20 protein-coding genes and 1 tRNA gene are annotated in these 22,521 nt (G+C 66.7%); 7 read left to right on the forward strand and 14 right to left on the reverse strand.

From position 1 onward, the window contains the following. Nucleotides 1–19: 19 nt before the first annotated feature. The 4 genes from OXG79_15010 to OXG79_15025 form a co-directional block, all read right to left on the reverse strand. The gene (locus OXG79_15010) at nucleotides 20–2,305 is read right to left on the reverse strand and encodes an ABC transporter substrate-binding protein (protein ID MCY3785075.1); all 2,286 of its coding nucleotides are present in this window, start codon (nucleotides 2,303–2,305) and stop codon (nucleotides 20–22) included. Nucleotides 2,306–2,518: 213 nt separating this feature from the next. After that, nucleotides 2,519–3,538, reverse strand: coding sequence for a methyltransferase domain-containing protein (locus tag OXG79_15015; GenBank protein ID MCY3785076.1), 1,020 nt, complete (start codon nucleotides 3,536–3,538; stop codon nucleotides 2,519–2,521). A 304-nt stretch (nucleotides 3,539–3,842) separates the two neighbouring features. Continuing rightward, the gene (locus tag OXG79_15020; protein ID MCY3785077.1) at nucleotides 3,843–4,121 is read right to left on the reverse strand and encodes a BrnA antitoxin family protein; all 279 of its coding nucleotides are present in this window, start codon (nucleotides 4,119–4,121) and stop codon (nucleotides 3,843–3,845) included. Next, complete coding sequence (locus OXG79_15025; protein ID MCY3785078.1) at nucleotides 4,114–4,404, reverse strand: BrnT family toxin; 291 nt, start codon at nucleotides 4,402–4,404, stop codon at nucleotides 4,114–4,116. Before OXG79_15025 ends, OXG79_15020 begins: the two co-directional genes overlap by 8 nt. 237 nt (nucleotides 4,405–4,641) lie before the next feature. Between OXG79_15025 and OXG79_15030 the strand changes: the two genes are divergently transcribed. The 3 genes from OXG79_15030 (at nucleotide 4,642) to OXG79_15040 (ending at nucleotide 8,496) form a co-directional block, all read left to right on the forward strand. Continuing rightward, a complete protein-coding gene (locus OXG79_15030) occupies nucleotides 4,642–6,324 on the forward strand; it encodes a thiamine pyrophosphate-binding protein (protein MCY3785079.1) in 1,683 nt (560 codons plus the stop codon). Nucleotides 6,325–6,494: 170 nt separating this feature from the next. Continuing rightward, nucleotides 6,495–7,574: a hypothetical protein gene (locus OXG79_15035; GenBank protein MCY3785080.1), complete on the forward strand. Its 1,080-nt coding sequence runs from the start codon at nucleotides 6,495–6,497 to the stop codon at nucleotides 7,572–7,574. 85 nt (nucleotides 7,575–7,659) lie between these two features. Continuing rightward, complete coding sequence (locus OXG79_15040; protein MCY3785081.1) at nucleotides 7,660–8,496, forward strand: hypothetical protein; 837 nt, start codon at nucleotides 7,660–7,662, stop codon at nucleotides 8,494–8,496. Nucleotides 8,497–8,642: 146 nt separating this feature from the next. Here OXG79_15040 and OXG79_15045 read toward each other — a convergent pair. Next, a tRNA-Arg gene (locus OXG79_15045) sits at nucleotides 8,643–8,715 on the reverse strand. 531 nt (nucleotides 8,716–9,246) lie between these two features. Between OXG79_15045 and OXG79_15050 the strand changes: the two genes are divergently transcribed. Next, a complete protein-coding gene (locus OXG79_15050; GenBank protein MCY3785082.1) occupies nucleotides 9,247–10,413 on the forward strand; it encodes a hypothetical protein in 1,167 nt (388 codons plus the stop codon). Between the two features lie 58 nt (nucleotides 10,414–10,471). Here the strand turns inward: OXG79_15050 and OXG79_15055 are convergent, their stop codons facing one another. The 9 genes from OXG79_15055 to OXG79_15095 all read right to left on the reverse strand — a co-directional run bounded on the left by OXG79_15055 (nucleotide 10,472) and on the right by OXG79_15095 (nucleotide 18,954). Next, nucleotides 10,472–11,413 (reverse strand): thiamine pyrophosphate-dependent enzyme, encoded by a 942-nt coding sequence (locus OXG79_15055; GenBank protein MCY3785083.1) that lies wholly within the window; start codon nucleotides 11,411–11,413, stop codon nucleotides 10,472–10,474. Between the two features lie 42 nt (nucleotides 11,414–11,455). After that, nucleotides 11,456–13,291: a 2-oxoacid:acceptor oxidoreductase subunit alpha gene (locus tag OXG79_15060; GenBank protein MCY3785084.1), complete on the reverse strand. Its 1,836-nt coding sequence runs from the start codon at nucleotides 13,289–13,291 to the stop codon at nucleotides 11,456–11,458. A gap of 142 nt (nucleotides 13,292–13,433) precedes the next feature. After that, complete coding sequence (sucD, locus tag OXG79_15065) at nucleotides 13,434–14,315, reverse strand: succinate--CoA ligase subunit alpha (protein ID MCY3785085.1); 882 nt, start codon at nucleotides 14,313–14,315, stop codon at nucleotides 13,434–13,436. Beyond that, nucleotides 14,312–15,442 carry an ADP-forming succinate--CoA ligase subunit beta gene (gene sucC / locus OXG79_15070; GenBank protein ID MCY3785086.1) on the reverse strand — a complete coding sequence of 377 codons (1,131 nt, stop codon included), beginning with the start codon at nucleotides 15,440–15,442 and terminating at the stop codon, nucleotides 14,312–14,314. Before sucC ends, sucD begins: the two co-directional genes overlap by 4 nt. Next, on the reverse strand, nucleotides 15,439–15,900 hold the full coding sequence (gene ndk, locus OXG79_15075; GenBank protein MCY3785087.1) for a nucleoside-diphosphate kinase: 462 nt from the start codon (nucleotides 15,898–15,900) through the stop codon (nucleotides 15,439–15,441). The genes sucC and ndk overlap by 4 nt, the downstream gene beginning before the upstream one ends. Before the next feature lie 54 nt (nucleotides 15,901–15,954). Beyond that, nucleotides 15,955–16,290, reverse strand: a complete 336-nt coding sequence (locus OXG79_15080) for a hypothetical protein (GenBank protein MCY3785088.1) — start codon at nucleotides 16,288–16,290, stop codon at nucleotides 15,955–15,957. Further along, nucleotides 16,283–17,467, reverse strand: coding sequence for a tetratricopeptide repeat protein (locus OXG79_15085; GenBank protein ID MCY3785089.1), 1,185 nt, complete (start codon nucleotides 17,465–17,467; stop codon nucleotides 16,283–16,285). The genes OXG79_15080 and OXG79_15085 overlap by 8 nt, the downstream gene beginning before the upstream one ends. A gap of 5 nt (nucleotides 17,468–17,472) precedes the next feature. After that, on the reverse strand, nucleotides 17,473–18,780 hold the full coding sequence (locus tag OXG79_15090; protein ID MCY3785090.1) for a pitrilysin family protein: 1,308 nt from the start codon (nucleotides 18,778–18,780) through the stop codon (nucleotides 17,473–17,475). 39 nt (nucleotides 18,781–18,819) lie between these two features. After that, nucleotides 18,820–18,954, reverse strand: coding sequence for a hypothetical protein (locus OXG79_15095; protein ID MCY3785091.1), 135 nt, complete (start codon nucleotides 18,952–18,954; stop codon nucleotides 18,820–18,822). Between the two features lie 182 nt (nucleotides 18,955–19,136). On the opposite strand from OXG79_15095, the gene OXG79_15100 reads away from it, so the two are divergent. The 3 genes from OXG79_15100 to murJ are packed head-to-tail and all read left to right on the forward strand — an operon-like array spanning nucleotide 19,137 to nucleotide 22,247. After that, complete coding sequence (locus tag OXG79_15100) at nucleotides 19,137–20,180, forward strand: PfkB family carbohydrate kinase (protein ID MCY3785092.1); 1,044 nt, start codon at nucleotides 19,137–19,139, stop codon at nucleotides 20,178–20,180. Beyond that, complete coding sequence (locus tag OXG79_15105) at nucleotides 20,173–20,664, forward strand: adenylyltransferase/cytidyltransferase family protein (GenBank protein ID MCY3785093.1); 492 nt, start codon at nucleotides 20,173–20,175, stop codon at nucleotides 20,662–20,664. Before OXG79_15100 ends, OXG79_15105 begins: the two co-directional genes overlap by 8 nt. Continuing rightward, nucleotides 20,661–22,247 carry a murein biosynthesis integral membrane protein MurJ gene (murJ, locus tag OXG79_15110; GenBank protein MCY3785094.1) on the forward strand — a complete coding sequence of 529 codons (1,587 nt, stop codon included), beginning with the start codon at nucleotides 20,661–20,663 and terminating at the stop codon, nucleotides 22,245–22,247. The genes OXG79_15105 and murJ overlap by 4 nt, the downstream gene beginning before the upstream one ends. The last annotated feature ends 274 nt before the right edge of the window (nucleotides 22,248–22,521 follow it).

Genomic DNA, 22,521 nt, shown 5'->3' on the forward strand with positions numbered 1-22,521 from the left:
GCCTGGCAGCGTCGCACACTCATGCGTCGGGAATGAACCATTGGAACGCGCGATAGGGCTTGGTGAAGTTGGCCCCGGCGCCGAACCACAGGTTCTCCTCGTCGTCCGGGAAGTTCTTCACCCGGTTGTTGACGATCGTCGGATGCGGGGCGAATCCCACGGTGCCGATCACCGTCAGATTCTCCGCCTGCCACCCGAAGTATTCCTTGCCCCACCGGTCGTAGTCGGGAGTCCCTGGAACGGACAATTGCCATCGCCATTTGGCCTCAGCGTTGGCCTTGATCTCGTCCGGCGGCTCGGGCCCCCATCCGCCGTTGGTGGCGAACCACGCGGTCCACCCGCCGGCCCAGACAGCCCGTATGCCCTTGTATCCCCAGACCCACGGGACCCAGCGGGTGAAGTACCCGGTAGCTTCCGTGTGCTCGGTCCCGATCATGATCTCGGTAAGCAGGTTCAGGCGTTCCTCGTAGAGTGGGCGCTCCATCTGGATCCACCGCGCGTCGAGCCCGACGTCGCGCCAGTTCTCCGCCACCAGCTCCGCGATCGCGTCCTTCGGGCCTTCCTGGTCACCGATCTCCATGACCAGAGTGAGCCGCTCGCCATCGGGCCTCAGCCGCCAACCTTGGGCGTCGCGCTGGTCGAGGCCCAGTCCGTCGAGCAGCTCATTGGCCTTGGCCGGGTCGTACTCGGTGTGGATCGTGCCCCAGTGGTCCTCGTAGAACGTGTAGCTCGGGAGGATCGTCCCCTGGAATGGCGTCGCCAAACCGAAGTACACCACGTCGTTGATGAATTCGCGGTCGATGGCCACTGACAGCGCGATGCGGAAGTCAAGCTCCTGGAAGATCTCGGCCACCGCCGCGTCCTTATACGTCCAGTTGGGCTGGAGCGCCAGGGCCGAGCTTCGGAGCGCCTTGCTGATCAGCGTCCGATAGTTGCCCCGCGTCTCGTATTCGCGGTACAGCGGCATGTTGTTGAAGTCGAGCTCGAACTGCCCGAAGTCCAGCGATCCCTGGGTGAGGCGGATCTGATAGACCTCTCGGTCCGACAGCAGCTCGAAGTTCAGGCCCTCCACGTACGGCAGCTGGTTCCCGGCGGTGTCGACGATGTGGAAATACGGGTTGCGATCGAGCGACGCCCGGTCCGGCGAGTGGGCGGTGAGCATCCACGGCGCCAGCACCGGGCGGTCCACCGCATGCCAGGTAAACCAGGTCTGGTGCGCGCCCCAGCGCATCTTGGCCCGGAAACGCTCCGTCCAATCGTCGAATCCCTCCCGCCTGGCCAACCTCTCGGCCTCGGGGTTGAAGTCCGCGTGGAACTGCTCGATGTAGTGCGACGCGATGTAGAACCCGCGCTCGCTCCCACCTCGGCCAAGCCGATCCAGGAAGATCGGCGCCGGGTCCGGATATGAGATCTCAACCGTCACCTCGTCCGGGGCTTCCACCTTCGGCGGCTTGCCGTTGATAGGCGGCCACGGACCACGCGGCTGGAGCTCTGCGTGCAGCATGTAGTTGTGGTAGTGCCACAGGAAGTTCTCGGACGTGAACGGGGCCCCGTCCGACCACTTGTGCCCCTTGCGCAGTTCCAAGATGACGGTCGTGCCGTCGGAACTCACCTCGTGGTGCTTGACGGCATCGTTGACCAGCACGGTGCCCGTCATGTCGTAGGCCAGGGTGTCGGTGCGGTTGGCGTTGCCGATGTCCACCGAAATCGCCACGCTGGCGAAGTTCAAGCGGCCGCCGTAAGTGCCGATCGCTTCCCAGGGCTGCCAGACCAAGGGCTCCGAAGGCAGGCGCTCCTCGACCGGCGGCAACTCACCCGCCGCGACGCGGGCCGCAAGCGACGGCGCTTCCTGGAAGCTCGAGGGCATGAACCCCGTCGCCTCCATGTTGCGCCCCTCGGGCGCCATCGGCCGCTCCGCCACCGCGGCGGTGGGTTCAGGAGCAGGACTAGGCTCAGGGGTAGGAGTACGCTCGACGATCTTTTCGACAATGACTTCTTTGGTCACGACCTTCTCAACGACAACCTCCTTGACTATGACCTTTTCAACCGGCACCTCCTTGATCGTCTCGACCGGGACCTCCTTGATCACCACCTTTTCTACCGGAACTTCCTGAATCACGATCTTTTCGACCGGAACCTCCTTGATGACCTCGACCGGGACTTCCTTGATCACCTCTTTGATCACTTCTTTGGTCACGACCGTCTCGACCGGGACCTCTTTCACCACCTCCTTGATCTCCGTCACCGTCACGATCTTCTCGATCACCTCCGCTTCGCCACAGGCCGCCAGCGTCGCTGCGCCCACGCTTCCGGCCAAGGCCGCGGCGCTTCCCCGGAGCAACGATCGACGACTGACAGCTTTCGCTCGACCCATGGACCGCTCCTCCTCCGCCAGGCGGACTTTGCGAAGTCGCTCTGGAATGCTAGTCACACCGTCGGCCGCGCACAATCCCTCAGACCAGCCGGTTGCCACTTCCGTTCAACACATCGCGACGGTCACCCGACCGCTGGCAGAATGCTATTCCGGCTTGCGAGCGTGGACCAGGTACATCGGCGTGAAGATGCCCAGCCGGCCCGCCTCGACCATGGCCATCGCGCAGAGATTCAGCGTCGCCGCGACGCGCGTCGTGCCTTTCGGCGCGATGCGCAGCGCCTCGAGCGCTCGCACCGAATTGTGCGTGACCCAGCGTCCGAGCCGCGAACTGCGAAAGGCGGCTAGCGAAATCCCCGATCCCACCAGCGGTTCGTACCAGGGAATCGACGGACCGGTCTGCTGCGCCAGGTCTCGCGTCTCCAACACCTCGAAACCTACCGACCGCAGCGCGCGATCAACGGTTGCCATGTCGTCGATGACGGGCAGTCCGCCCCCCAGCTGCATGTCGTACTTGATCCGCCGCTGGAGCGGGTCTTGGGCGTCGAATCGATCAGTCATGCAGTACTCATACGCGCCGAAGCATGCACCGGGCTTGAGCAGGCGAAACACCTCGCCATAGATGCTCGCTTTGTCCGGAGCGCAGCACGTGGCCTCGATGGAGTAGGCCGCGTCGAACGACGCGTCCGGAGCATCCACATCCAGGAAGTCGCCGTGCAGAAACTCGGCCAAGTGCGCCAGCCCCGCGTCGTCCACCAGCTTCCGGGCACGTTTGAGCTGATAGGCATTGCTGTTCACGCCAACGATCTTTGCGCCGGTAAACCGGGCGATCTCGATGAGCGGTCCGCCAACGCCGCAACCGATATCGGCGACGACCATTCCCGTCTCCAGCCCCAGCCGGTGCGCCAGGTAGTGCTCATGGCGCGCCAGCGATGCCTTGAAGCTCTCGCCGGGCACCCGCGGCGCGAAGTGAAACGACCGGCCCCAGCCGAACTCAAAGAAGTCCGTAGCCACGTCGTAGTAGAGATTGTTGGCCGTCGTGAATTCGGCGATCGGCGATCCACCGTGCTGGTCAACCTCGAAGCGACGTTCGTATTCGCTCACCGTCGACGCGACACTCGAGGCGCCTTGGTTGTCCTTGAGCGACTTGGACAGCTTGACGGCCATCAGTGCGTCCCACTCGGCCTGCGGCGGATTCGAGCCAATGCAACGTAAGGATGGACCGGCATCGCGTCAACCGTCGGTCCTGCTTCAGCTACGGGGATTGGCACTCGAATTCGGCGCCAGTCCGAACGCCGTTGCACTGGGAATCGAGGTCCGCCGGGAACGCAGGTTCCGCGCTCGATCCAAGGACGCGTCATCCCGTTTCAAAATCCGCACGGCTTGCTCAAACTGAGAAGAATGCGACCGCAGGCCGCGTGCGCGAGAGGATGACGCCATGCCCTCGATGACCTGTGCCCGCCGGGCGGGATTACCGTGCCGAACTGGCCGTCCGCTGAACATGCTCGCGGAGCGCCCCATTGATGTCAGTTTGGTACCCGCGACCGCCGCGAGCATGAGCCTTGAACCACGCGATGATGTCCGCGTCGAGCCTCAGCGTGATCTGCTGCTTCACCGGCCGGTAGAAGACTCCGCGCCTGGCGTCGGACCAGTCGAGAATCTCCGGGGCATCGGTGGTGTCGATCTGGTCATCGGACTGTGTCTCCAACGACCGAATCTGCTCCTGAACGCCAGGCGGCAGCTCAGACATGTCCTTCTTCATATGCCTCCCTTTCACGTCTCGTGGTCTTGCGCGCGGAGCTGATGCGCCCGCTCAGTTCGCCGGTCTCGGCATCGACTCCGGGCCAGGTGTGGACCACCATCACGACTTGCGTCCCAACAAAGCCCATGGTTCGCCACCGTTGCTCACCTGGAAAAGGGTCTTCCCGCGTTGCGGACATGGGATCGTCAAACACGAAAACGGCGGCCTCGAAACCGAGCCCGTGCGCTCGCAGATTCGCCCTGTCCTTGGACGGATCCCATGTCCAGCGCAAGCGCAGTAGCCCCTAGCCACACTACAGGATTGTAGTTACCAGCGCGTCGTGACGCCAACTCCTGGCAGCCGATCGCGAGCGTCGCTACTCAGGTAGCCGCACTCAAGCACTTGGCTCCTCCAAGGGTCAGGCGACGGTAAGTCTGCCGACGCGGCGGCGGCGTGCAGGGCGTAGTCACCAGCCTTGACGCGCTCATGTGGTTCCATTGCTCATGCGCCCACGTGCAATGGTGACGCCATGCCCTCGATGACCGGGTCCCGCTTCATCGCCGAGACGCTGCACGGCTACGGCGTAACCGCCGTCTACTTCGTCCCCGGCATCCTGCAGCAGAGCCTGGTGGACATGGAGCCGCTGGGCATCCGGCGGGTCATGTGCCACACGGAAAAGGCCGCCGCCTACATGGCCGACGGCTACGCCCGCGCCGCACGCCGGCCGGGGGTGGCGTTTGCCCAATCCGTCGGCGCCGCCAATCTCGCGGCGGGGCTCCAGGATGCCTATCTGGCCCGCTCGCCCGTGATCGCCCTCACCGGACGCTGGACGCCGGAATATCGCTACCGGCACGCCTACCAGGAGATCGACCACTGGCCACTCTTCCAGCCCGTCACCAAGTTCAGCGCCTTGGTGGACGGCGCCGCGCAGCTGCCGCTGCTGCTGCGCCAGGCCTTCCGCGAGGCCGTCTCCGGCTCGCCGGCCCCCGCCCATCTGGACCTTCTCGGCATCGCCGCCGAGCTGGTGGAAGAAGACGAACTCGACGCGGAGGTGATCGTCGATTCGTCGTTCCGAAGCTACCCCGCCTTCCGCCCCGCGCCCGACGACGCACAGATCCACGCCGCGGCGGAGTTGCTCGAGCAGGCCCAGCGCCCGGTCATGCTGGCCGGCGGCGGCGTCACCGCCTCGCACGCCGGTCCCGAGGTCACCGCTCTGGCCAAGAAGCTCGCCATACCGGTCGTCACCTCGCTCAACGGCAAGGGCTCAATCCCTGAGGACCATCCGCAGTCCGTTGGCGTGCTCGGCACTTACTCGCGCGCGTGCGCCAACCAGGTCGCGTACGAGGCCGACCTGGTGCTGATCGTGGGCAGTCAGACCGGCGGGCAGGCCACCCACTTCTGGCGCGTCCCCAGGCCCGGCGTCCCCACGATCCAGATCAACGTCGACCCAACCGAGCTTGGCCGCAACTACCCCAGCCAGGTCGACATCCTGGCCGACGCCAGGCTGGCGCTGCAACGGCTTATCGAGGTCTCCGAGCCCGTGCCCGAGGAGACCGGGTGGACGAGGCGCGCTCAACAGCTCGTGGCCGAGTGGCGCGCCGAGCTGCAACCCCATCGCGACTCCGATGCCTCACCGATCCGGCCCGAGCGCCTCTGCCGCGAGGTCCAGGACTTCCTCCCCGACGACGCCGTGCTCGTTTCCGACACGGGCCACGCCGGTATCTGGACCGGCACCATGATCGACATCACCCACCGCACCCAGAGCTACCTGCGCTGCGCCGGATCGCTCGGCTGGGCCCTCCCCGCCGCCATGGGCGCCAAGTGCGCCGTGCCCGACCGCCCCGTCGTCTGCTTCACCGGCGACGGCGGCGTCTGGTACCATCTCGCCGAGCTAGAGACCGCCGTCCGCTGCCAAATCAACACCGTCACCGTCATCAACAACAACCGCTCCCTCAACCAGGGCAAAGCCGCCATCGACGACCTCTACGCCAACCGCGACGGCAACCCCGACGAGCTATGGGTCTTCGAAGACGTCGACTTCACCAAGATCGCCAAAGCCATGGGCTGCCTCGCCATCCGCGTCACTCGCGCCGGCGACCTTCCTGACGCCCTCGCCACCGCCCTAGCCGCCAACCGCCCCGCCGTAGTCGACGTAGCCACCAACATCAACGCCACCGCCCCGCTGCCGTTCGTCCCGGATCAGCAGGGCTAAGTACCCGGATCGGGGCGCCGCGTTGCGAGTACCGACGTCCGCGCTCGGCTGTATGCTTCAGACTCTCTCCGCGCACAGCCGCGGACCGCAGATTCATACCTCACAACGGAGATCGTGCCGCCGTGCAGATTCTGTAGACCGCACTGGGAGTGTGTGACGCATGAAAGTTCATGCCGATGGCCAATAGCAGGAGTTTGCTAAGTCTGATCGCCCAGAATGATGCAAGAGGCCTAGAAGACGCGGCCACGGATGCTCTGCGTTTCGTCTTGTCTCGTTCGGATTCTGCGCGGCTGGCACTGTCGGAGTTCCTGGCGGATAGTCGAGGGCCGTTGCCGATCGAGAAGGTCCAAACCTGGGCGGGGACTACCCATGGGGCGGTGCCCGATCTGGCCTGTTACGACGGTAATGACAACCTCGTGGCATTCATCGAGTCCAAATTCTGGGCGCAACTCACTCACCACCAACCCGTCACCTACTGGCGAGAGCTTCCGAATTGTCGGCGGGCCGTGCTTCTGTTTCTGGCGCCGAACTCTCGAATCAAAGAATCTGGGCTCTGGGACGAACTGGTGAGTCGGTTGCAAGACGCAGGCCACGACTTGGGCCCTGCCAGCGCGGACGCGGGCCTGACAACCGCATCAACGAAAGCTGGTCAGCACCGCCTGATGCTGACGAGCTGGGAATCGCTGTTAGAGAGGATCGCTGACAAGGCCAGAGAGAACAGAGACTGGCAGGCATGCTTCGAAATCGCCGAGTTGCAGGGTCTTGCTGCCGATGCTGTCGAGAGCGACAACCCTCAACACGACGACAATCTGAAGCCGTTGATCGCGGACGTCGTGAAGCGTCTAGAGCGCTCGGGTTGGGCCAACACAGATGGACTAGGTTGGGCATCGGGGTACATTCCCCACGGAACGGACAAATATGTTTACGACGGAAGGAATCTTCGTCTCGGAGGCGCATTCGCTTGGATCGGAATCGACGATACCGCCGCTAAGCGCATGGACAGACCATTATGGTTGTCCTTCTGGGACTGGGACGACGGCTCGGCCAGTGTGGGTTTAGAGGCGGTACGCCGCATTTTGGGCAAATTAACCGAACCAGGCTTGGAATGGCGCAGCAAGGAAGCCTGCCTACCAATTGACTTGCCGTCCGGCGCTGACCGCGAGGCGACCCTCGCCGCCATCGTTTCGGAGCTAAAACGCATCGCCAACCTCATTGACCCCAATGGTCCGACCTATCGGGATTCGGACTGATCCAGGCCGTAAACCACAGTCGGCCTGACCTCAAATGCAATGCCGCCATGGGCAAGGCGGATTGGGAGGCGCGTTGATTCGAGTAGTGAGTTGGAACATCGAAACCCTCGACGAGCCATGGCGAGAACTGGTCGCGATGGACGCCGATGTGGCCCTGTTGCAGGAAGCGCGCGCCGTTCCAGACGACATTCGCGAAAGGGTGGAAATCAGCCCCCACATGCCGTGGCTGAGCTACGACCCAACGTCCGGATATCCCCACTATGACCGTTGGCCCATGGTCGTGAGACTGTCAGATCGGGTGAAAGTCGAGTGGTTTCGACAGATCGGACCGACAGGGGTATCTCCGGAACACCCCGGGAATGTGGCCGTGAGCGGCATTGGAACGATAGATGTGGCCAGGGTGATCCCTGCGACCGGCCAGGATCCATTTATCGCGGCTTCGATGTACGCCCGGTGGTTCACTCCTCATCCGATCACGGAGGCCGACTGGATTCACTCTGACGCCTCGGCTCACCGAATCATTTCCGACCTTTCCGCATTCATCGGCAACTACGAATGCCCAGCCGAACATCGGATACTGGCAGCTGGGGACTTAAATCTGTCGTTTCAGAGTTCCGACAGCTTTGACCTTCGGGCGCAGACCGTAATTGACCGATTCCAAGCCCTCGGGTTGGACTACTTGGGACCCCAGTACCCTGCCGGTCGCCGCGCTGACCCAGTTCCCAAGCACTTGACCGACGAGTCCTTGGATGTACCTACCTACTACCACAAGCCGTCGAGCAATCCTGCCGGAGCCTCCGTTCAGCTTGATCATGTATTTGCCTCTCGAGGATTTCACAAGGAGATTCAAGCGAAGGCGCTGAACGAGGTGGCGGATTGGGGTCCCAGCGACCACTGTCGTATCGCGATAGAAGTTGGATAGGGCCGCACGAACCGTCGCCAGTCGGGTCGAGGCCGGATGAAGGCCGTTGATCACTTCGCATGAGACGCACCGTCTGGGCACGGCCTGCGCGCTCGGTCCGAGGGCCGTCTAACAGGTTTGGCGCGCGCGTCACCTCTGGTCAGCGGCACCCCCGGCGGGATTCGAACCCACGACCGTCGGCTTAGAAGGCCGCTGCTCTGTCCACTGAGCTACGGGGGCGTATAGAGTCGCCGTCAGCCTGCCCAGAGTCTCCCACAGCCACGCGCGCCCGCAGCCAAGCTGCGCGGTAGTAGCCCACGTTGAGTCCGTCATTCCCGCGAAGGCGGGAATCCACCCTTCATTGAATCTGGGGGCAAGCGTGATTACTCCAACCACCCTTCCTCCGATCGGATTCTGCGAAAGTCTCCGAAGGCGAGAATCCGCCCCGCCAGGGCAACCCACGAATCGAGGGCTCCCGCCGGTGCTGAGTCGCCACCCGGGGCTCAGATGTCAGAGTCGCCCGCCACCAGCGGCGCGGCCTCCGGCTCGACCGCAATCCCGCCTCTAAGGTCGGCCCAGCTAGACTTCGGCCGATGCCCAGAATTGCTGACCGCCCGAGCACCACCCCGACCGCGAGGGTGTTGCCAACCCGCCCGCGGCAACCGGCGTGGTCCGTCGAGAGAGTAGCGGTGCGAGTCCTCGGCCCACGGCCGCCATCCGCCGCGGGCGGGCGCCGCAATCGCCCGCCGTTCCTCGCCTAGACCGTCCCCCGTGAGCGCAGGATCCACGACCAACGCAACGCTCGAGGCCACCGAGGCATGGTTTCGCCGGCAGGGGGTGCCCCACCTCACCGAGGACTACAGCACCCGGCGCGACATCCTCACCCGCACCCTCCCGTTCCTGCTGGCCGTGCTGGCACTGGAGGTCCTGCTGAACATCAGCACGGCCTGGCCGTGGTGGGCAAATTTGCTCTCGGTCGTCGGTGCGATGGTCGCGCTCACGGCGGTCTGGATGGGCATCAACGCCCTGCGTCGTCGAAAGCTGCTGTCGATGCCGGAGCAGGTCGGCGCGGTGGAAGTGCTCGTGTTCCTGCTCGCCGCGCCGGCGCTCACCGGGCTCATCTGGGGTGCGTGGGCGGATGCGGCGCTCGTCCTCGGCATGAACGCCCTGCTGCTGTTGGCGGCCTATCTCACGGTCGGCTTCGCGCTGGTGCCCATCCTGCGTTGGGGCGTGCGGCGGCTCGTCCGCGACATGATCGATGTGTTGGGGCTTTTCGCGCGGGCCCTGCCGCTGCTGCTGCTGTTCTTGACATTCCTGTTCATCAACGCCGAGGTATGGCAGCTGGCAGGCACGATCGAGCCCGGAATCCTCGCTTCGTTGATGGGGCTCTTCGCGCTGGTGACGGCGGCCTTCCTGATCTCCCGGCTGCCGCTCGAGCTCAGCGACCTTGCGACCTTCGAACGCCCCGACCGCGTGATGGAGCTTGTGCGGGGAACTCCCGCGGCCAACCTCGTCAACTCCGCCAAGTCACTGAAACTGGATGCGCCGCTCCGACGCGGGCAATGGGCCAACGTCGGTCTCGTCGTGCTAGTCGCGCTGTCGCTTCGGGTCCTGTTCGTCAGCATGCTTGTGGGAGTGTTCTTCTTCGTCTTCGGAGCCATCGCCATGGACTCGAGCACCATTGCGTCATGGACCCATAGCGAGCCCCGCAGCCTGCTGGACCTTGAGTGGCTGGGAAGGACGCTGACCGTGGAACTGCTACAGGTAGCCATTTTCCTGGCCTCGTTCTCGGGCTTCTACTTCACCATCAGCGTCCTCACGAATCGCGAATACCGCGACGAGTTCTTCGAAGAGGTGGTGGGCGACGCCCGACGAGCCCTTGCCGTGCGCGCTGTTTACCTGGGCACGCTCGCGCAGCGCGAGGAGGATCGGAGCTGACGTCCCGCCTCCGGTGAGCGGGTTTGCCCCACCGGCGCCCGGGCTTAGCGAGGCTCCCCTAGCGGAACCGGTCCTCCAGCGAGCTCACGTCCACGCCCGGACGAGCGCCGTCGATGAGCGACGTCGCCTCGAACTCCGGTCGACGGGAGGTCACGCCGTCCTCGAACGTCGGCAGGTCGATCTGGTAGAGCACGCCCATGGGAATGCGCTCGCCCCACTCGTACGACTTGGCCAGCGCCGCCTGCTGCTTGGCGACGATCTCGTCGATATTGCTCGGATCGTGCACCTTGCCGTCATAGCCCTCGTCGGCCAGCGCGTAGGTGCGCTGATGCCCGATGTCCCGGCCTCTGAAGAATTCGATCGTCAGCAAATCGTTGTAGACCGGGCAGGGCTGCAGAATGTCGATCAGCGCCGTCCCGCGATGCTCCATGGCCTGCACGATCAGGCCCACCAGCTCCCGCTGCGCCATGGCATATCCCCGCGCGATAAAGGTGTAGCCCGAGGAAATCGCCAGCCCAATCGGATTCACCGCGTCGATGATGGCCGGCTCCGGCATGCTCTTGACCTGCATCCCGCGCTGCATCGTCGGTGAAGCCTGGCCTTTGGTTAGGCCATACACGCCGTTGTTGTGCACCAGGTAGGTGAAATCGACGTTGCGGCGGCCCGAGTTGACGAAATAGCCCGCGCCGATGCCATAGCCGTCGCCGTCGCCGCCGACCGCCAGCACCTCGAGATCGCTATTCGCCAGCTTCACGCCCGTCGCCACATTCAGCACGCGCCCGTGCAGCGTGTGCAGGCCATAGGTGCGCACGTAGTGCGGCAGCTTGCCTGAGCAGCCGATGCCCGACACCACCATCACATCGTGCGGCGCACGCCCGCGCTGGGCCAGCGCCTGCTTGACGGCGTTCAGAATGCCGAAGTCGCCGCAGCCCCCGCACCAGTCCGGGTGCGAGTCCGTGACGGCAAAATCCTTGACGGTCGGAAGCGTTGCTACGGCCATAGCCATCCTTCGGTGCGGGTGGGCAGTCGCCAATCGGTCACGTTACGAGCCATGCGACGCCGCCGCGACGGCTGCCGGCATCGGCACCTGCCGCCGGATCGCCTCGGCGACCTCGTCCTGCGAAAACGGGCGGCCGGTGTATTTCAGCGCCTTCTCCTCGATCTGGATCCCCGTCTGCTCGGCGACCAGCAGGCCAAGCTGGCCGGCGTAGTTGTCTTCGAGCAGCAGCAGGCGATTCGCGCCCTCCAGGATTTCGCGCACGGCGTCCGCGGGGAAGGGACGCAGCAGCCGGATTTGCAGGTTATTCACCCGGATATCCGACTCACGCTCGACCTGTCGGATCGCATCGCGGATGGGGCAACGTGTCGAGCCCCACGAAACAATCGTGAGGTCGGCGTCATCCGAACCGTGCAACGTGAACTGCTGCGACTCCGGAATCTCGTCGAGCATTATGTCAAGCTTCTGCATCCGCTTGTCCATCTGCTCGATCCGGTTGTCGATGTCTTCCTCAATCCGACCGCGTTCGGTGTGCTCGTCGCTCGTGGTGACGAACTCGCCGCCGGGCGTGCCCGGCACGGCGCGCGGGCTGACGCCGGAAGCCGTCAGCTTGTGACGCCGATACGGCTCCGCCCCATTGGCGTCGCCGGTCCAGATAGCCCCGCGGTCCACCGGCAGCCCGTGCAATCCCAGGCCGTCAACCGTGAAATGCGAGTTGGCAATGAACTTGTCCGCCAGCACCACCACCGGCACCTGGTAGCGGTCGCCCCAGTTGAAGGCCAGGTGGGTGTACTGCGCCGCCTCTTCCACGTCTCCCGGCGCGACCACGATGTGTGGAAATTCCCCGTGCGCCGGTTGCAGCGCAAACCTGAGGTCTTGCTGTGAGTTTCGCGTCGGCAGGCCCGTGCTCGGGCCGCCGCGCTGGTACAGCACCACCACCGGACCCGGCGCCTCGGTGATCGACGCAAATCCCATCCCCTCGGCCATGAGGGTAAATCCGGGACCGGCCGTCGACGTAGCCGCGCGAACGCCGGCGTGCGCCGCTCCCACGGCCATGTTCATTGATGCGACCTCGTCCTCCGCCTGGAGCACCACGATGGGCCAATCGGCCTGCAGCGCCTCCAGGTACACGCTCTCGTCGGAGGCCGGAGCGATCGGGTAGTACGTCTGAAAGGCGCAGCCCGCGTGCAGCTTGGCGATGCCGATCGCCTCGTGCCCCGCCACCAGCATCCGCGCCGGCTGGTCGTCGCGGGCATGCAGCGTCTGGGAAAACCCCGCGTCGCCGAGGATGTCGTGCGCCGCCTCCCAGGCGTGTTGCAGGACCGACCGGTTGATCGGCACCAGGTTCTGGTGTCGTTCCGGCAGGCGCTCGGCCACGATCGGGATCACGCGATCCACGTCGAAGTCCAGCAGCGCGCAGCACGCGCCCAGGGGCACCATGTTGGCCATCACCGCATGGCGCCGCGCGTTGTATTCCAGGCCGTGCTCCTCGACGGCCGAGCGCACGATGTCGTCATAGGGCAGGGACAGCAGCCGCACGTCGTCGCGCCCTAGGTTTTCGGTGGTGATGCCAACCTTGGCGTCCACCACGATCGCGCCGCCTGGCACCACTTCGTGCAGGTGACCCTTGTGCGACTGGTAGTCCTGGTGCGGATCGGTGCCGTAGATCGTCTCGGAATCCAGCGCCAGCAGCACATCCACCCGTTCCACGTGCGAGGTGATGGGCTCGTCGGCAGTTCGGATGCGGAAGAAGATATGCCGGCCGTGGATGTTGGAGTGGTACTCGACGTTGGTGAAGACGAACAGCCCCGCGCGCGAACAGGCCTTCATGAATATCTCTGACGCTGGGTTTACGCCGCTTCCGGCCGGTCCGCCAACCATCAGAGAAAGATCGCTCGGGGGCATCACCGCTCCTTGCAGGCTACGAGGGAGTGCGCGCGCATCCGCGCGGCACGGCGCACTGCGACAAGGTCGCGTGCGCTGGTCGTTCTAACTCCATTATCAATGCTTCGGCCCCGTGAGGCTAGCGGAGCTCGGCGGCCAGCAACTCGACCGCCTCCCGCGGGGTATCGCCCACACGCACCCCGGCCTCCCGCAGGGCGGCCTCTTTGCCGGCGGCCGTGCCTTCCGATCCCGACACGATGGCCCCCGCGTGTCCCATCCGACGTTCCGGCGGGGCGGTCTTTCCGGCGATGAACGCGCTCACCGGCTTCGTCACGCGCTCGTTGATGAACCGCGCCGCCTGCTCCTCGTCGCCGCCGCCAATCTCACCCAGCAGCACGATCCCGTCCGTGTCGGCGTCTCGCTCGAAGAGCTCCAGCACATCGGTGAAGCGTGTGCCGATAATCGGGTCGCCGCCGATGCCAACCGCCGCGGATTGCCCCAGACCGCCGTCCGTCAAATGCTGCACCACTTCGTAGGTCAGCGTGCCGCTACGGCTGACGACCCCCACGCGGCCCGGCGCGTGAATCTCCCAGGGCATGATGCCCACCTTCACGTTCGCCCCCGGCACCGCGATTCCCGGGCAGTTTGGCCCGATTAGGCGCGATGCCGAGGCCCGCAGCACCGGCATCACGCGCAGCATGTCGATGGTCGGGATGCCCTCGGTGATGCACACGATCAGCTCCAGACCAGCCGCGATGTCTTCCAGAATCGCGTCCGCCGCGAACGGCGGCGGCACGAAGATGCACGCCGCATTCGCACCCGTGTCCGACACCGCCTCGGCCATGGTGTTGAAGACCGGCACGCCGGGCAGGCCGTCCACCGCCGCGCCCGCGCGACCGGGCGTCACGCCCGCCACCACGTTCGTGCCCGCCTCCGCCATGCGCTGGGCATGGAAGGTGCCTTGCCGCCCCGTGATTCCTTGCACCACCACCCGCGCCGAGGCATCGAGCAAGATGCTCATCGCACGGCCTCCACCGCCAGGCGGGCCGCCGCATCCATCGACCGTTCGGCCTGGATGCCGGCGTCGGCAAGCAGACGCAGCCCCTCGGCCTCGTTCGTGCCCATCAAGCGCACCACCAGCGGCACGGCGCGGGGCATGCTCTCGCGCGCCGCGAGCACCCCGCGGGCCACCTCGTCAGCACGGGTGATCCCCCCAAAGATGTTGACGAATACGGCCCGAACGTTGGGATCGTCCAGGATGATGGCGAACGCGGCGCTCACGCGCTCCGCGCCGGCGCCGCCGCCGACATCCAGAAAATTCGCCGGTTCGCCCCCGTAGTGCTTCACCACGTCCATGGTCGCCATGGCCAGGCCGGCGCCGTTGACCATGCAGCCGATATCGCCGTCGAGCTTGATATAGCTGATGCCCGCGGCACGCGCCCGCGCCTCCGCCGGCTCCTCGGCGGCGGCGTCCCGCAGCTGCTCCAGCGCGGGACGACGTCCCAACGCGTTGTCGTCAATGTTCAGCTTGGCGTCGATGGTCCACAGCTTGCCGTCCGGGCTGACCACCAGCGGGTTCACCTCCGCCAGTGACGCGTCGCACTCCACGAAGACGCGCACCAGCCCGTTCAGAATGCGAACGAAGTCGAGCACTTGCCGTCCACCAAGCCCGAGCGCAAAGCCCACGGCGCGCGCCTGCCAAGCCTCCACGCCGCGCGCCACGTCAAACTCGACGCGCTGGATGGCCTCGGGCGTAGCTGCCGCGACCTCTTCGATGTCGATGCCGCCGGCCGCGCTCGCCATCACGACCGCCGATTGACGCTCGCGGTCGATGGTCACGCCCAGGTAGATCTCGCGGTCGATATCCACGGCCGGCGCCACGAGGACCCGCCGAACCCGTTCGCCCCGGATTTCGAGCCCCAGGATCGCGTCGGCAGCCTCGCGCGCGGCCTCGGGGCCGTCGGCCAGCTTCACGCCGCCGGCCTTGCCGCGGCCGCCGGCCAACACCAGCGCCTTCACGACGACCAGGCCGCCGAACGCTCCAGCCGCGGTCGCCGCCTCGTCGGGCGTGGTCGCCACTCGACTCGGTGGGACGGGGAGACCCTGATCGGCGAAGATTTGCCGGGCGTCGGACTCGTGGACCTTCACTCGGCAGCGTCCTCGACAATCCAAGCGTCGAGCCCGCGCGCGTAGTCCACCAGCTCATGCGCGTCGAAGTGCAGCTCAATCTCTTCCCGCGCCGTTTCGGGTGCATCGGACGCGTGAATCAGGTTGCGCAAACCGGCCAGGGCGTAGTCGCCGCGGATCGTGCCCGCCGCGGCCTCATGCGGCCTGGTCGCGCCGACGATCGTCCGTACGACCTGGATCGCCTCCGGACCCTCGAGCACCGCGGCTACTACCGGACCGCTGGTCAGGTGCTGCACCAGGTCGTCGAAGAAGAACTTGCCCTCGTGCACCGCATAGTGCCGGCGGGCCAGCGACTCCTCGATCTGCACCAGCTTCAGCGCCACGAACCGCAGACCGCGGCGCTCGAATCGCGCCAACAGCTCCATGGCAATCGCCCGCTGCAGGGCGTCGGGCTTCAACAAGACCAGCGTGCGTTCCACGTGCGTCGTCCTCCTACCGCAGTCGGTGATATGCCGTCGACGGCAATCCGGCCATCATGCCTGGCGTTCCAGCCGCTCGGTCACCGCGTTGCGCAGGCTATCGATGTCCGCGTCGAGGCTCACCACAATAATCGCCTGCCAATCGCCCAAGCGCACGGCCAATCCCTGGTGCGCCTCGGTCAGGAACCACAGTTCATCGACCTGGCCCAAGCCCACGGTCTCCACCACCTGCTCCATGGTCCCGATACCCGACGCCAGCAGCCCGGGCGCCACCGGACTCACATTCTCGGCCAGATCGCCCACCGGCGCCTCGCCGGTGCGCCAGACCACCGCGCCGTCGACGTCATCGAGGGCCTTGAGGTCCGCCAGCAAGGCCTGCGCGTCAGGCATCCGTCGCCTCCGGCGAGTTGGCGGCGCGCAAATACGCCTCCGCGGCGGCCTGAGGGCGGCGCGTGCGCATGCGGAAGTCGCCCAGCAACTGCCAACCGGTCGCCGCGAACGCGGGCCGCCCCGCCGCTTCCTCCAGCAGCGCGTCAACATCCGCGGCAGGCAGCCCGTCGTCTTCCACGATCTCGCGGAGCACCCGTTCCGCCTCGCGCCAGTCTTCCCGTCGAATCAGCTCCCGGGTCCAGTCGATCTGCGTAAACGCCGCTCCGTCGGGCGCCGCTGCCGGATCCGCGTTGGAATCCCCCTCGGGCGTCGCCGGTCCATCGTCGGACGGCTGCTCCGCGGCTGTGGGGGCCTTCTGGTCGGACGAGGCTGACGGCGCCGTCGCCGATTCCGGCGCCCCATCCGTCGGACGAATCGACGCCGGCACGTCGATCTGCGGCACGTCGGGCAGCACCAGACGATGAATCTCGAGCTGCGCCAGCATCTGCCGCGCTTCCAGGTATTCCGGATCGATCTCGCCCGCGCGACCCAGCAAGTCCTGCCCTTCGGCCATGCGTCCGCGCTCCGCCAGCACGTGCGCCAGCATCACGGCCGCCCGTACGCAATCGTTGGCGCGGTCGAAGATGATCGTGCACTGCTCTTCGCATTGGGACAGTCGATTCAGCTGCCACAGCGCCTCCGCCAGCGTCAGACGGATGTCGATGCGGTCCGGCTCCTCGTCGAGGGCGCGCCGGGCATACCGCTCCGCGGTCCCCGGCCATCCGCTGCGCAGGTGAATGCGCGCAAACACCCCGGGCGTTATCGGCAGCGCGTCGGCGTCCACGCCAAGAATGTCCAGCGCCGACTCCAGCGACGCGTTGTCGCCGACGTCTGGTACCAGCTCCACCACCCGGCGCGCCTCATCCTGTGCCCGCGCATCGTCCTCGCGTTGCTGGAAGATCCGCGCCGTCGCCGCCGCGGCCCGGGCATTCAGCGGCTCGGCCGAGGTAACGAACCGCAGGTCTTCGAGCGCCTGGTCGAGCTCGCCGTCGGCCTCGGCCTTCAGGGCGCGGACCAGACGCGCCGACGCGTGGCGCGGGTAACGCGCGATGACGTGCTCGGCAAGCTCCACCGCCCTATTCGACGCCCCTTCACGAAACGCCTGCCGCGCCTGCTCGATGATCTCGCTTGGTCTCACGCCGATCAGGAAGCCGGCGCGCCGGCGCCGTCGAAGCGGTGGGGGAGCACGGCATCGTCGTCCACCGGTCCCGAGGCGGCCACGATCGGCCAGTCGTCGCTGAAGAGCCGGCGCGCTGCGTGGACCACGCTCTCCGTGGTAACCGCGTCATATTTGGCGGTCACGCCGTCGGGTGTGAGCTGCTCGGTCTCGAGCAACTGCTCGCGCAGCGCCCAGCCGGCCACGGCGTAGGTGTCTTCCATTGAGAGCTGGATTTCCCCCTTGATGACCTCACGCGCCCGATCGACCTGGTCCTCCGTGACCCCGTCGTCGCGCACGGCGGCCAATTCGTCGAGCACGGCCTGCATCGCCTCATTCAGAGTATCCGGCTCAGTCGCCGCCTCGATCACCATCGCGCCGGAATCCCTCGTCGCGGTGACCGACGCCAGCACCTCATACACGATGCCGCGCCGTTCCCGCAGCTCCTCGAACAAGCGCGACCCCATGCCCTCGCCCAAGATCGCCGTCAGCACGTCCACGTCATACCGCTGGGGATCGTTGCGCGACACGGCGCGTCCGGCAATGCCGAAGTACACGTGATCTGCCTCCCGCGATTCCACCACCGCCCGCGGCGACGGCGGGCCGTCCGGCACGTAGGACGGCCACACGGCCTCGCGTCCCGCTGGACGGTCGCCAACTCCCGCCTGGACGGCCGCGGCGCCGTCGGCTGGATCCAGGTCGCCCGCCAGGCTCACCACCAGGTTGGCCCCCGAAAACATGCGGCGCGCGTGGGCACGCATCTGGTCCGGCGTGAACGTCTCCAGGTTCGCCGGCGTTCCAGCCACCTCGCGCCCCAGTCCGTGGCCTTGCCACAGGCGCGAGCGCAGCGATCGCCGCACGGCCTCTTCCGGCATGTCGGCCGTCATGCCGATCTCATCCAGGATGACCCGGCGCTCCTTTTCGATCTCGCCGGCGTCGAATCGGGAGTGCCCGATCATGTCGGTGATCACATCCAGGGCGTTGCGCCAGTGCGGCGATGCCACTTTTGCCCAGATCACCGTCATTTCCGGCTCGGTCAACGCGTTAATCATCCCGCCAAGGCGCTCCACGGAAGCTGCAATGTCGGTGTACGACGGGCGTCGCTCGGTGCCTTTGAAGAGCATGTGCTCCACGAAGTGCGAAATCCCCTGCTCCGGCGGCGACTCGAATCCCGAGCCGATGCGCGTGGCCGCAATCAGGGATACGGAACGCGCGTGCGGAACCGGGGTGACAAGCACATGAGCGCCATTGGGCAGGCGCGAACGAGCGGTGCGGTGGTCGCGAAACGTGCTCAATGCTCCCTCAGGAAGCAGGGGGATGGACCGGCGGAGTGGCTAGCCGGCGCTGCGTCCGCCGCGCTGTTGGCGTCGCTGCCCGCCGGCCGCCTCGCGCTCGGCTTTGCGCTGCAGACGACCGCGCTTGGCGGTCTTGCGCCGCTTACGCAGGGCAACCTTCTTCGGCTTGTTCACAATGCTCCTAAGATTGCGCGAACGACGCGAATGCCGCTCACGCCAACCCATGAATCATAGCAACGGCCCAGAAGTCTCCCGTAGCCGGGACAGCGGTCCGGTTCCCTCTCCCTCTGGGAGAGGGTTAGGGTGAGGGCTTGGGTGGGGAGACGGTTGCCCCGTTTCCCGGCCGTCCGAACACCATGAGCGACCCGGCCGCCCACCAGCCCGGCGCCCCCACGCTCCACGGCGCCCGCGTCCGCGACATCCTGCGTCGCGCCCAGGGCCGCCGCGTCGTCGTGCTCGGCGACATGATGCTCGACGAGCACATCGTCGGCCGAGCGCAGGCGGTGGCGCGCGAGGCACCGGTGCTCATCGTCGAGCAAGAGTCGCGCTACGCCGTGCCCGGCGGGGCCACCAACGTCGCCGCCAACCTGCGCGCCCTTGCCTGCGACGTGAGCGTCTGCGGCGTTGTCGGCGACGACGCCGCCGGCGCGGCGCTCCGGGAACAGCTCGACAATCGAGGCATCGGCGCCACGGGACTCATCGCCGACACCTCCCGAACAACGTCCATCAAGCTGCGCATCTGGGCCGGCGGCGACCGCCAACGGCCACAGCACATGGTGTCGCGCGTCGACACCGTGGACCGACATGACCTGGACGACGCGGCCGCCGCGGCACTGATCGCCTACCTCGAGCGGTCGATCCCCACCGCCGATGCGCTGCTCATTTCCGACTATTGGAACGGCGTGGTTGGGTCGGAGGTCGTCGCCGCGGCGCTGCCCCTGGCCCGCAAGCACGGCTTGATCATCGCCGTGGACGCCCATGGCGGCCTGACGCGGTTTAGTGGCGCCGCCGTCGTCACGCCCAATCAGCCGGAGGCCGAGGCCGAGCTGGGCTACCCCCTCACCTCCCCCGAGGTAGCTTGCCGGGGCGCCGCCGAGCTGCGCGAGCGATTGGAGGCGCAGGGTGTAATCATCACGCTTGGCGCCGCCGGCATGGTGGCGGCCGCCCAGGACGCCGATCCGGTGCTCATACCCGCCGCGCCGCAGGCCCGCGTCGCCGACCCCACGGGCGCCGGCGACACCGTGGCGGCCGCGGTCACCGCCGGACTGCTCGGCGGCGGCTCGATCCTGGAAGCCGCCCTGCTCGGTGAGCTTGCCGCGCGAATCGTGATCCGCCGCCTCGGCGTGGCCGTGGCGCCGACGGAGGCCATCCTGGCCGAGGCGGGCGCGGTCAATGGCTGAGGCATCGCCGCCCACCCCGGACGCCTTCGACCATGTCCTCGACGCCGCCCGCTCCCAACGTCGCACCATCGTCCTCACCAACGGCTGCTTCGACGTGATGCACGCCGGGCATGCCGCGCTCCTTCGCGCGGCGGCTGCCCAGGGCGATTTCCTGGCTGTGGGTGTCAACGACGACGCCGGCGTGCGGGCGCTCAAGGGCCCCCGGCGGCCCATGGCGCCGCTCGCCGATCGCCTGGCGCTCGTCGCCGCCGTCCGCTGGGTCGATGCCATTACCGTGTTCGAAGAACTCACCGCGGACGCGCTGATCCGGCGTGTCCGTCCGGATGTTTATGTAAAGGGCGCCGACTATGACGTTGACGCGGGTGGTCGCGAGCTGCCCGAGGCAGCCACGCTGCACGCCCTCGACGTGCGCGTCGTCTACGTCCCGCTGATGAGCGGGCGCTCCACCAGCAGCCTGGTCGAGCGACTGCGCCAGGAGCCGTGACCGAGTCCACCGGACGGCGAATCGCTATCGCCGCCCTCCTCATCGCCGGCGGCAACATCCTCAGCCGGCTGCTCGGATTCGTGCGCGAGCCCGTCATCGCCGCCCTGTTCGGCGCGGGCGGCACCGTCGACGCGCTCGAAATCGCCACCCGCATTCCCCAGTTCATGCACGAGCTGGTGATCGGCGGCGCGGTTTCCGGCGCCCTGATCCCCGTGTTCAGCCAGCTGGCCGGCGACGATCAGGCGCTGCGCCGCACGTTCTCCACGGTCATCGCCACGGTGATCGCCATCGCCGGCCTCGCCACGGCGATCCTCGTGATCCTCGCGGAACCGCTCGTGGATCTGGCCGCCATTGGGCTCCCGCCCGAAACGCGCGAGCTCGCCGTCACGCTCACCCGCATCACCCTGCCGTCGCTGCTGTTCCTCGGCATCTCGGCCGTAACCACGGCACGGTTGTACGCCCGCGACCGCTACGCCTTCCCCGCCTTCAGCACCGCCTCGCTCAACGGCACGCTCATCGTGTTCGCGCTGGCGCTCACGCCCATCGTCGGACCGCCGGGCGTGGCGCTGGGCTATCTGGCCGGCGCGGCCGTGCACCTGCTGGTCCAGCTTCCCGCGCTGGTGCGCGATCGCGCCAGTCTTTCGCCCCCGGCCTGGCTCGGCGACCCAAAGTTTCACCAGATCCTGCGGCTCTACGCGCCGATCGCCGCCGGTGTGGTCGTGGCCCAGGTGCTCGTCGTGGTCGACGCCAATCTGGCCTCGCGCACCGGCGAAGGCAGCTTGGCGACCATGCGCTTCGCCACGCGCCTGCAGCAATTCCCGATCGGGCTCGTGGCAACGGCGCTCGCGCTGGCCTATCTGCCCACGCTCTCGCGCACCGCGCCCGAATCCATTCGCCAGCTGGCGACCGCCGTCGATTTCCGCCGCCACCTCGCGCTGGCCGCCAAGCTCTCGACGCTCCTCATAGTCCCCATCACGGTCGTCATGACCGTGCTGAGCACGCCCGTCATTCGCGCGGTCTACGAGCGCGGCGCGTTTGACGCCGCCGATACCGGCACCACAGGCCCCGCGTTGCTGATCTATGCCATCCAGCTCCCGCTCACGGTGCTCGACCAACTTTTCATCGTGGCGTTCTACGCCATGCGAAACACGATCACGCCCGTCGCCGTGGGCATCGTCGGCGGCGGGGTGTACCTCGCCACCGCCCTGTCGCTCGTCGAGCCGCTCGGCATGCTCGGCCTCGTCACCGCCAACACCGTGCAGAACAGCTTCCATGGCTTGGTGCTTGGCCTCGGACTCTGGTGGCTCATGCGAGGCACGGTCCAGCGTGGCAGCTGGATCTTTGCCATCAAGGTGGCGCTCGCCGGTGGTGTCATGGCGCTGGTCGCGCTCGGATTGCGCGAGGCCCTGATCGCGGGCCTCGAAGCCGATGGCCGCGGCGGCTGGTTGACCCTCCTGCTGGCCAGCGGCGGCTCCTTCGGGGTGTATGTCGTGGCACTCGTCCTGTTTCGCGTCGAAGAGCTCGGCCACCTGCGGTCCCTCGTCCATCAGGTGATCGCCCGCGTCCGAACCCGCGCCGCGTAGGGTCACGATTCCACCTCGGCGCCATCTCCCGTTACCATCCGCCTAGTCCCATTCGCGCCTGGACGCCCTTACGCAACCCCTCCAACGGGAATTGGAGACTAGGTCCGGTCCCCTCTCCCAGCGGGAGAGGGTTAGAGCCTGCCCCGTACTTGATACGGGGGTGAGGTGGTACGGCCTGTCTCCGCCACACTCACGGGCCGTCCGGTCCCCTCTCCCTGTGGGAGAGCAACTGTGTGGCCGGTGACGGGTTTAGCTGGCCATGGCGGGGTTCCAG

The sequence above is a fragment of the Chloroflexota bacterium genome (assembly GCA_026706485.1).
Taxonomy (GTDB): Bacteria; Chloroflexota; UBA11872; order UBA11872; family UBA11872; genus JAJECS01.

Coding starts and splice junctions, on each gene's coding strand:
- OXG79_15060 (MCY3785084.1), bottom strand. CDS start 13,291: ATGGTTGGCGGACCGGCCGGAAGCGGCGTAAACCCAGCGTCAGAGATA.
- OXG79_15015 (MCY3785076.1), bottom strand. CDS start 3,538: ATGGCCGTCAAGCTGTCCAAGTCGCTCAAGGACAACCAAGGCGCCTCG.
- OXG79_15055 (MCY3785083.1), bottom strand. CDS start 11,413: ATGGCCGTAGCAACGCTTCCGACCGTCAAGGATTTTGCCGTCACGGAC.
- OXG79_15030 (MCY3785079.1), top strand. CDS start 4,642: ATGCCCTCGATGACCGGGTCCCGCTTCATCGCCGAGACGCTGCACGGC.
- OXG79_15100 (MCY3785092.1), top strand. CDS start 19,137: ATGAGCGACCCGGCCGCCCACCAGCCCGGCGCCCCCACGCTCCACGGC.
- sucD (MCY3785085.1), bottom strand. CDS start 14,315: ATGAGCATCTTGCTCGATGCCTCGGCGCGGGTGGTGGTGCAAGGAATC.
- OXG79_15080 (MCY3785088.1), bottom strand. CDS start 16,290: ATGCCTGACGCGCAGGCCTTGCTGGCGGACCTCAAGGCCCTCGATGAC.
- OXG79_15020 (MCY3785077.1), bottom strand. CDS start 4,121: ATGTCTGAGCTGCCGCCTGGCGTTCAGGAGCAGATTCGGTCGTTGGAG.
- OXG79_15105 (MCY3785093.1), top strand. CDS start 20,173: ATGGCTGAGGCATCGCCGCCCACCCCGGACGCCTTCGACCATGTCCTC.
- OXG79_15035 (MCY3785080.1), top strand. CDS start 6,495: ATGCCGATGGCCAATAGCAGGAGTTTGCTAAGTCTGATCGCCCAGAAT.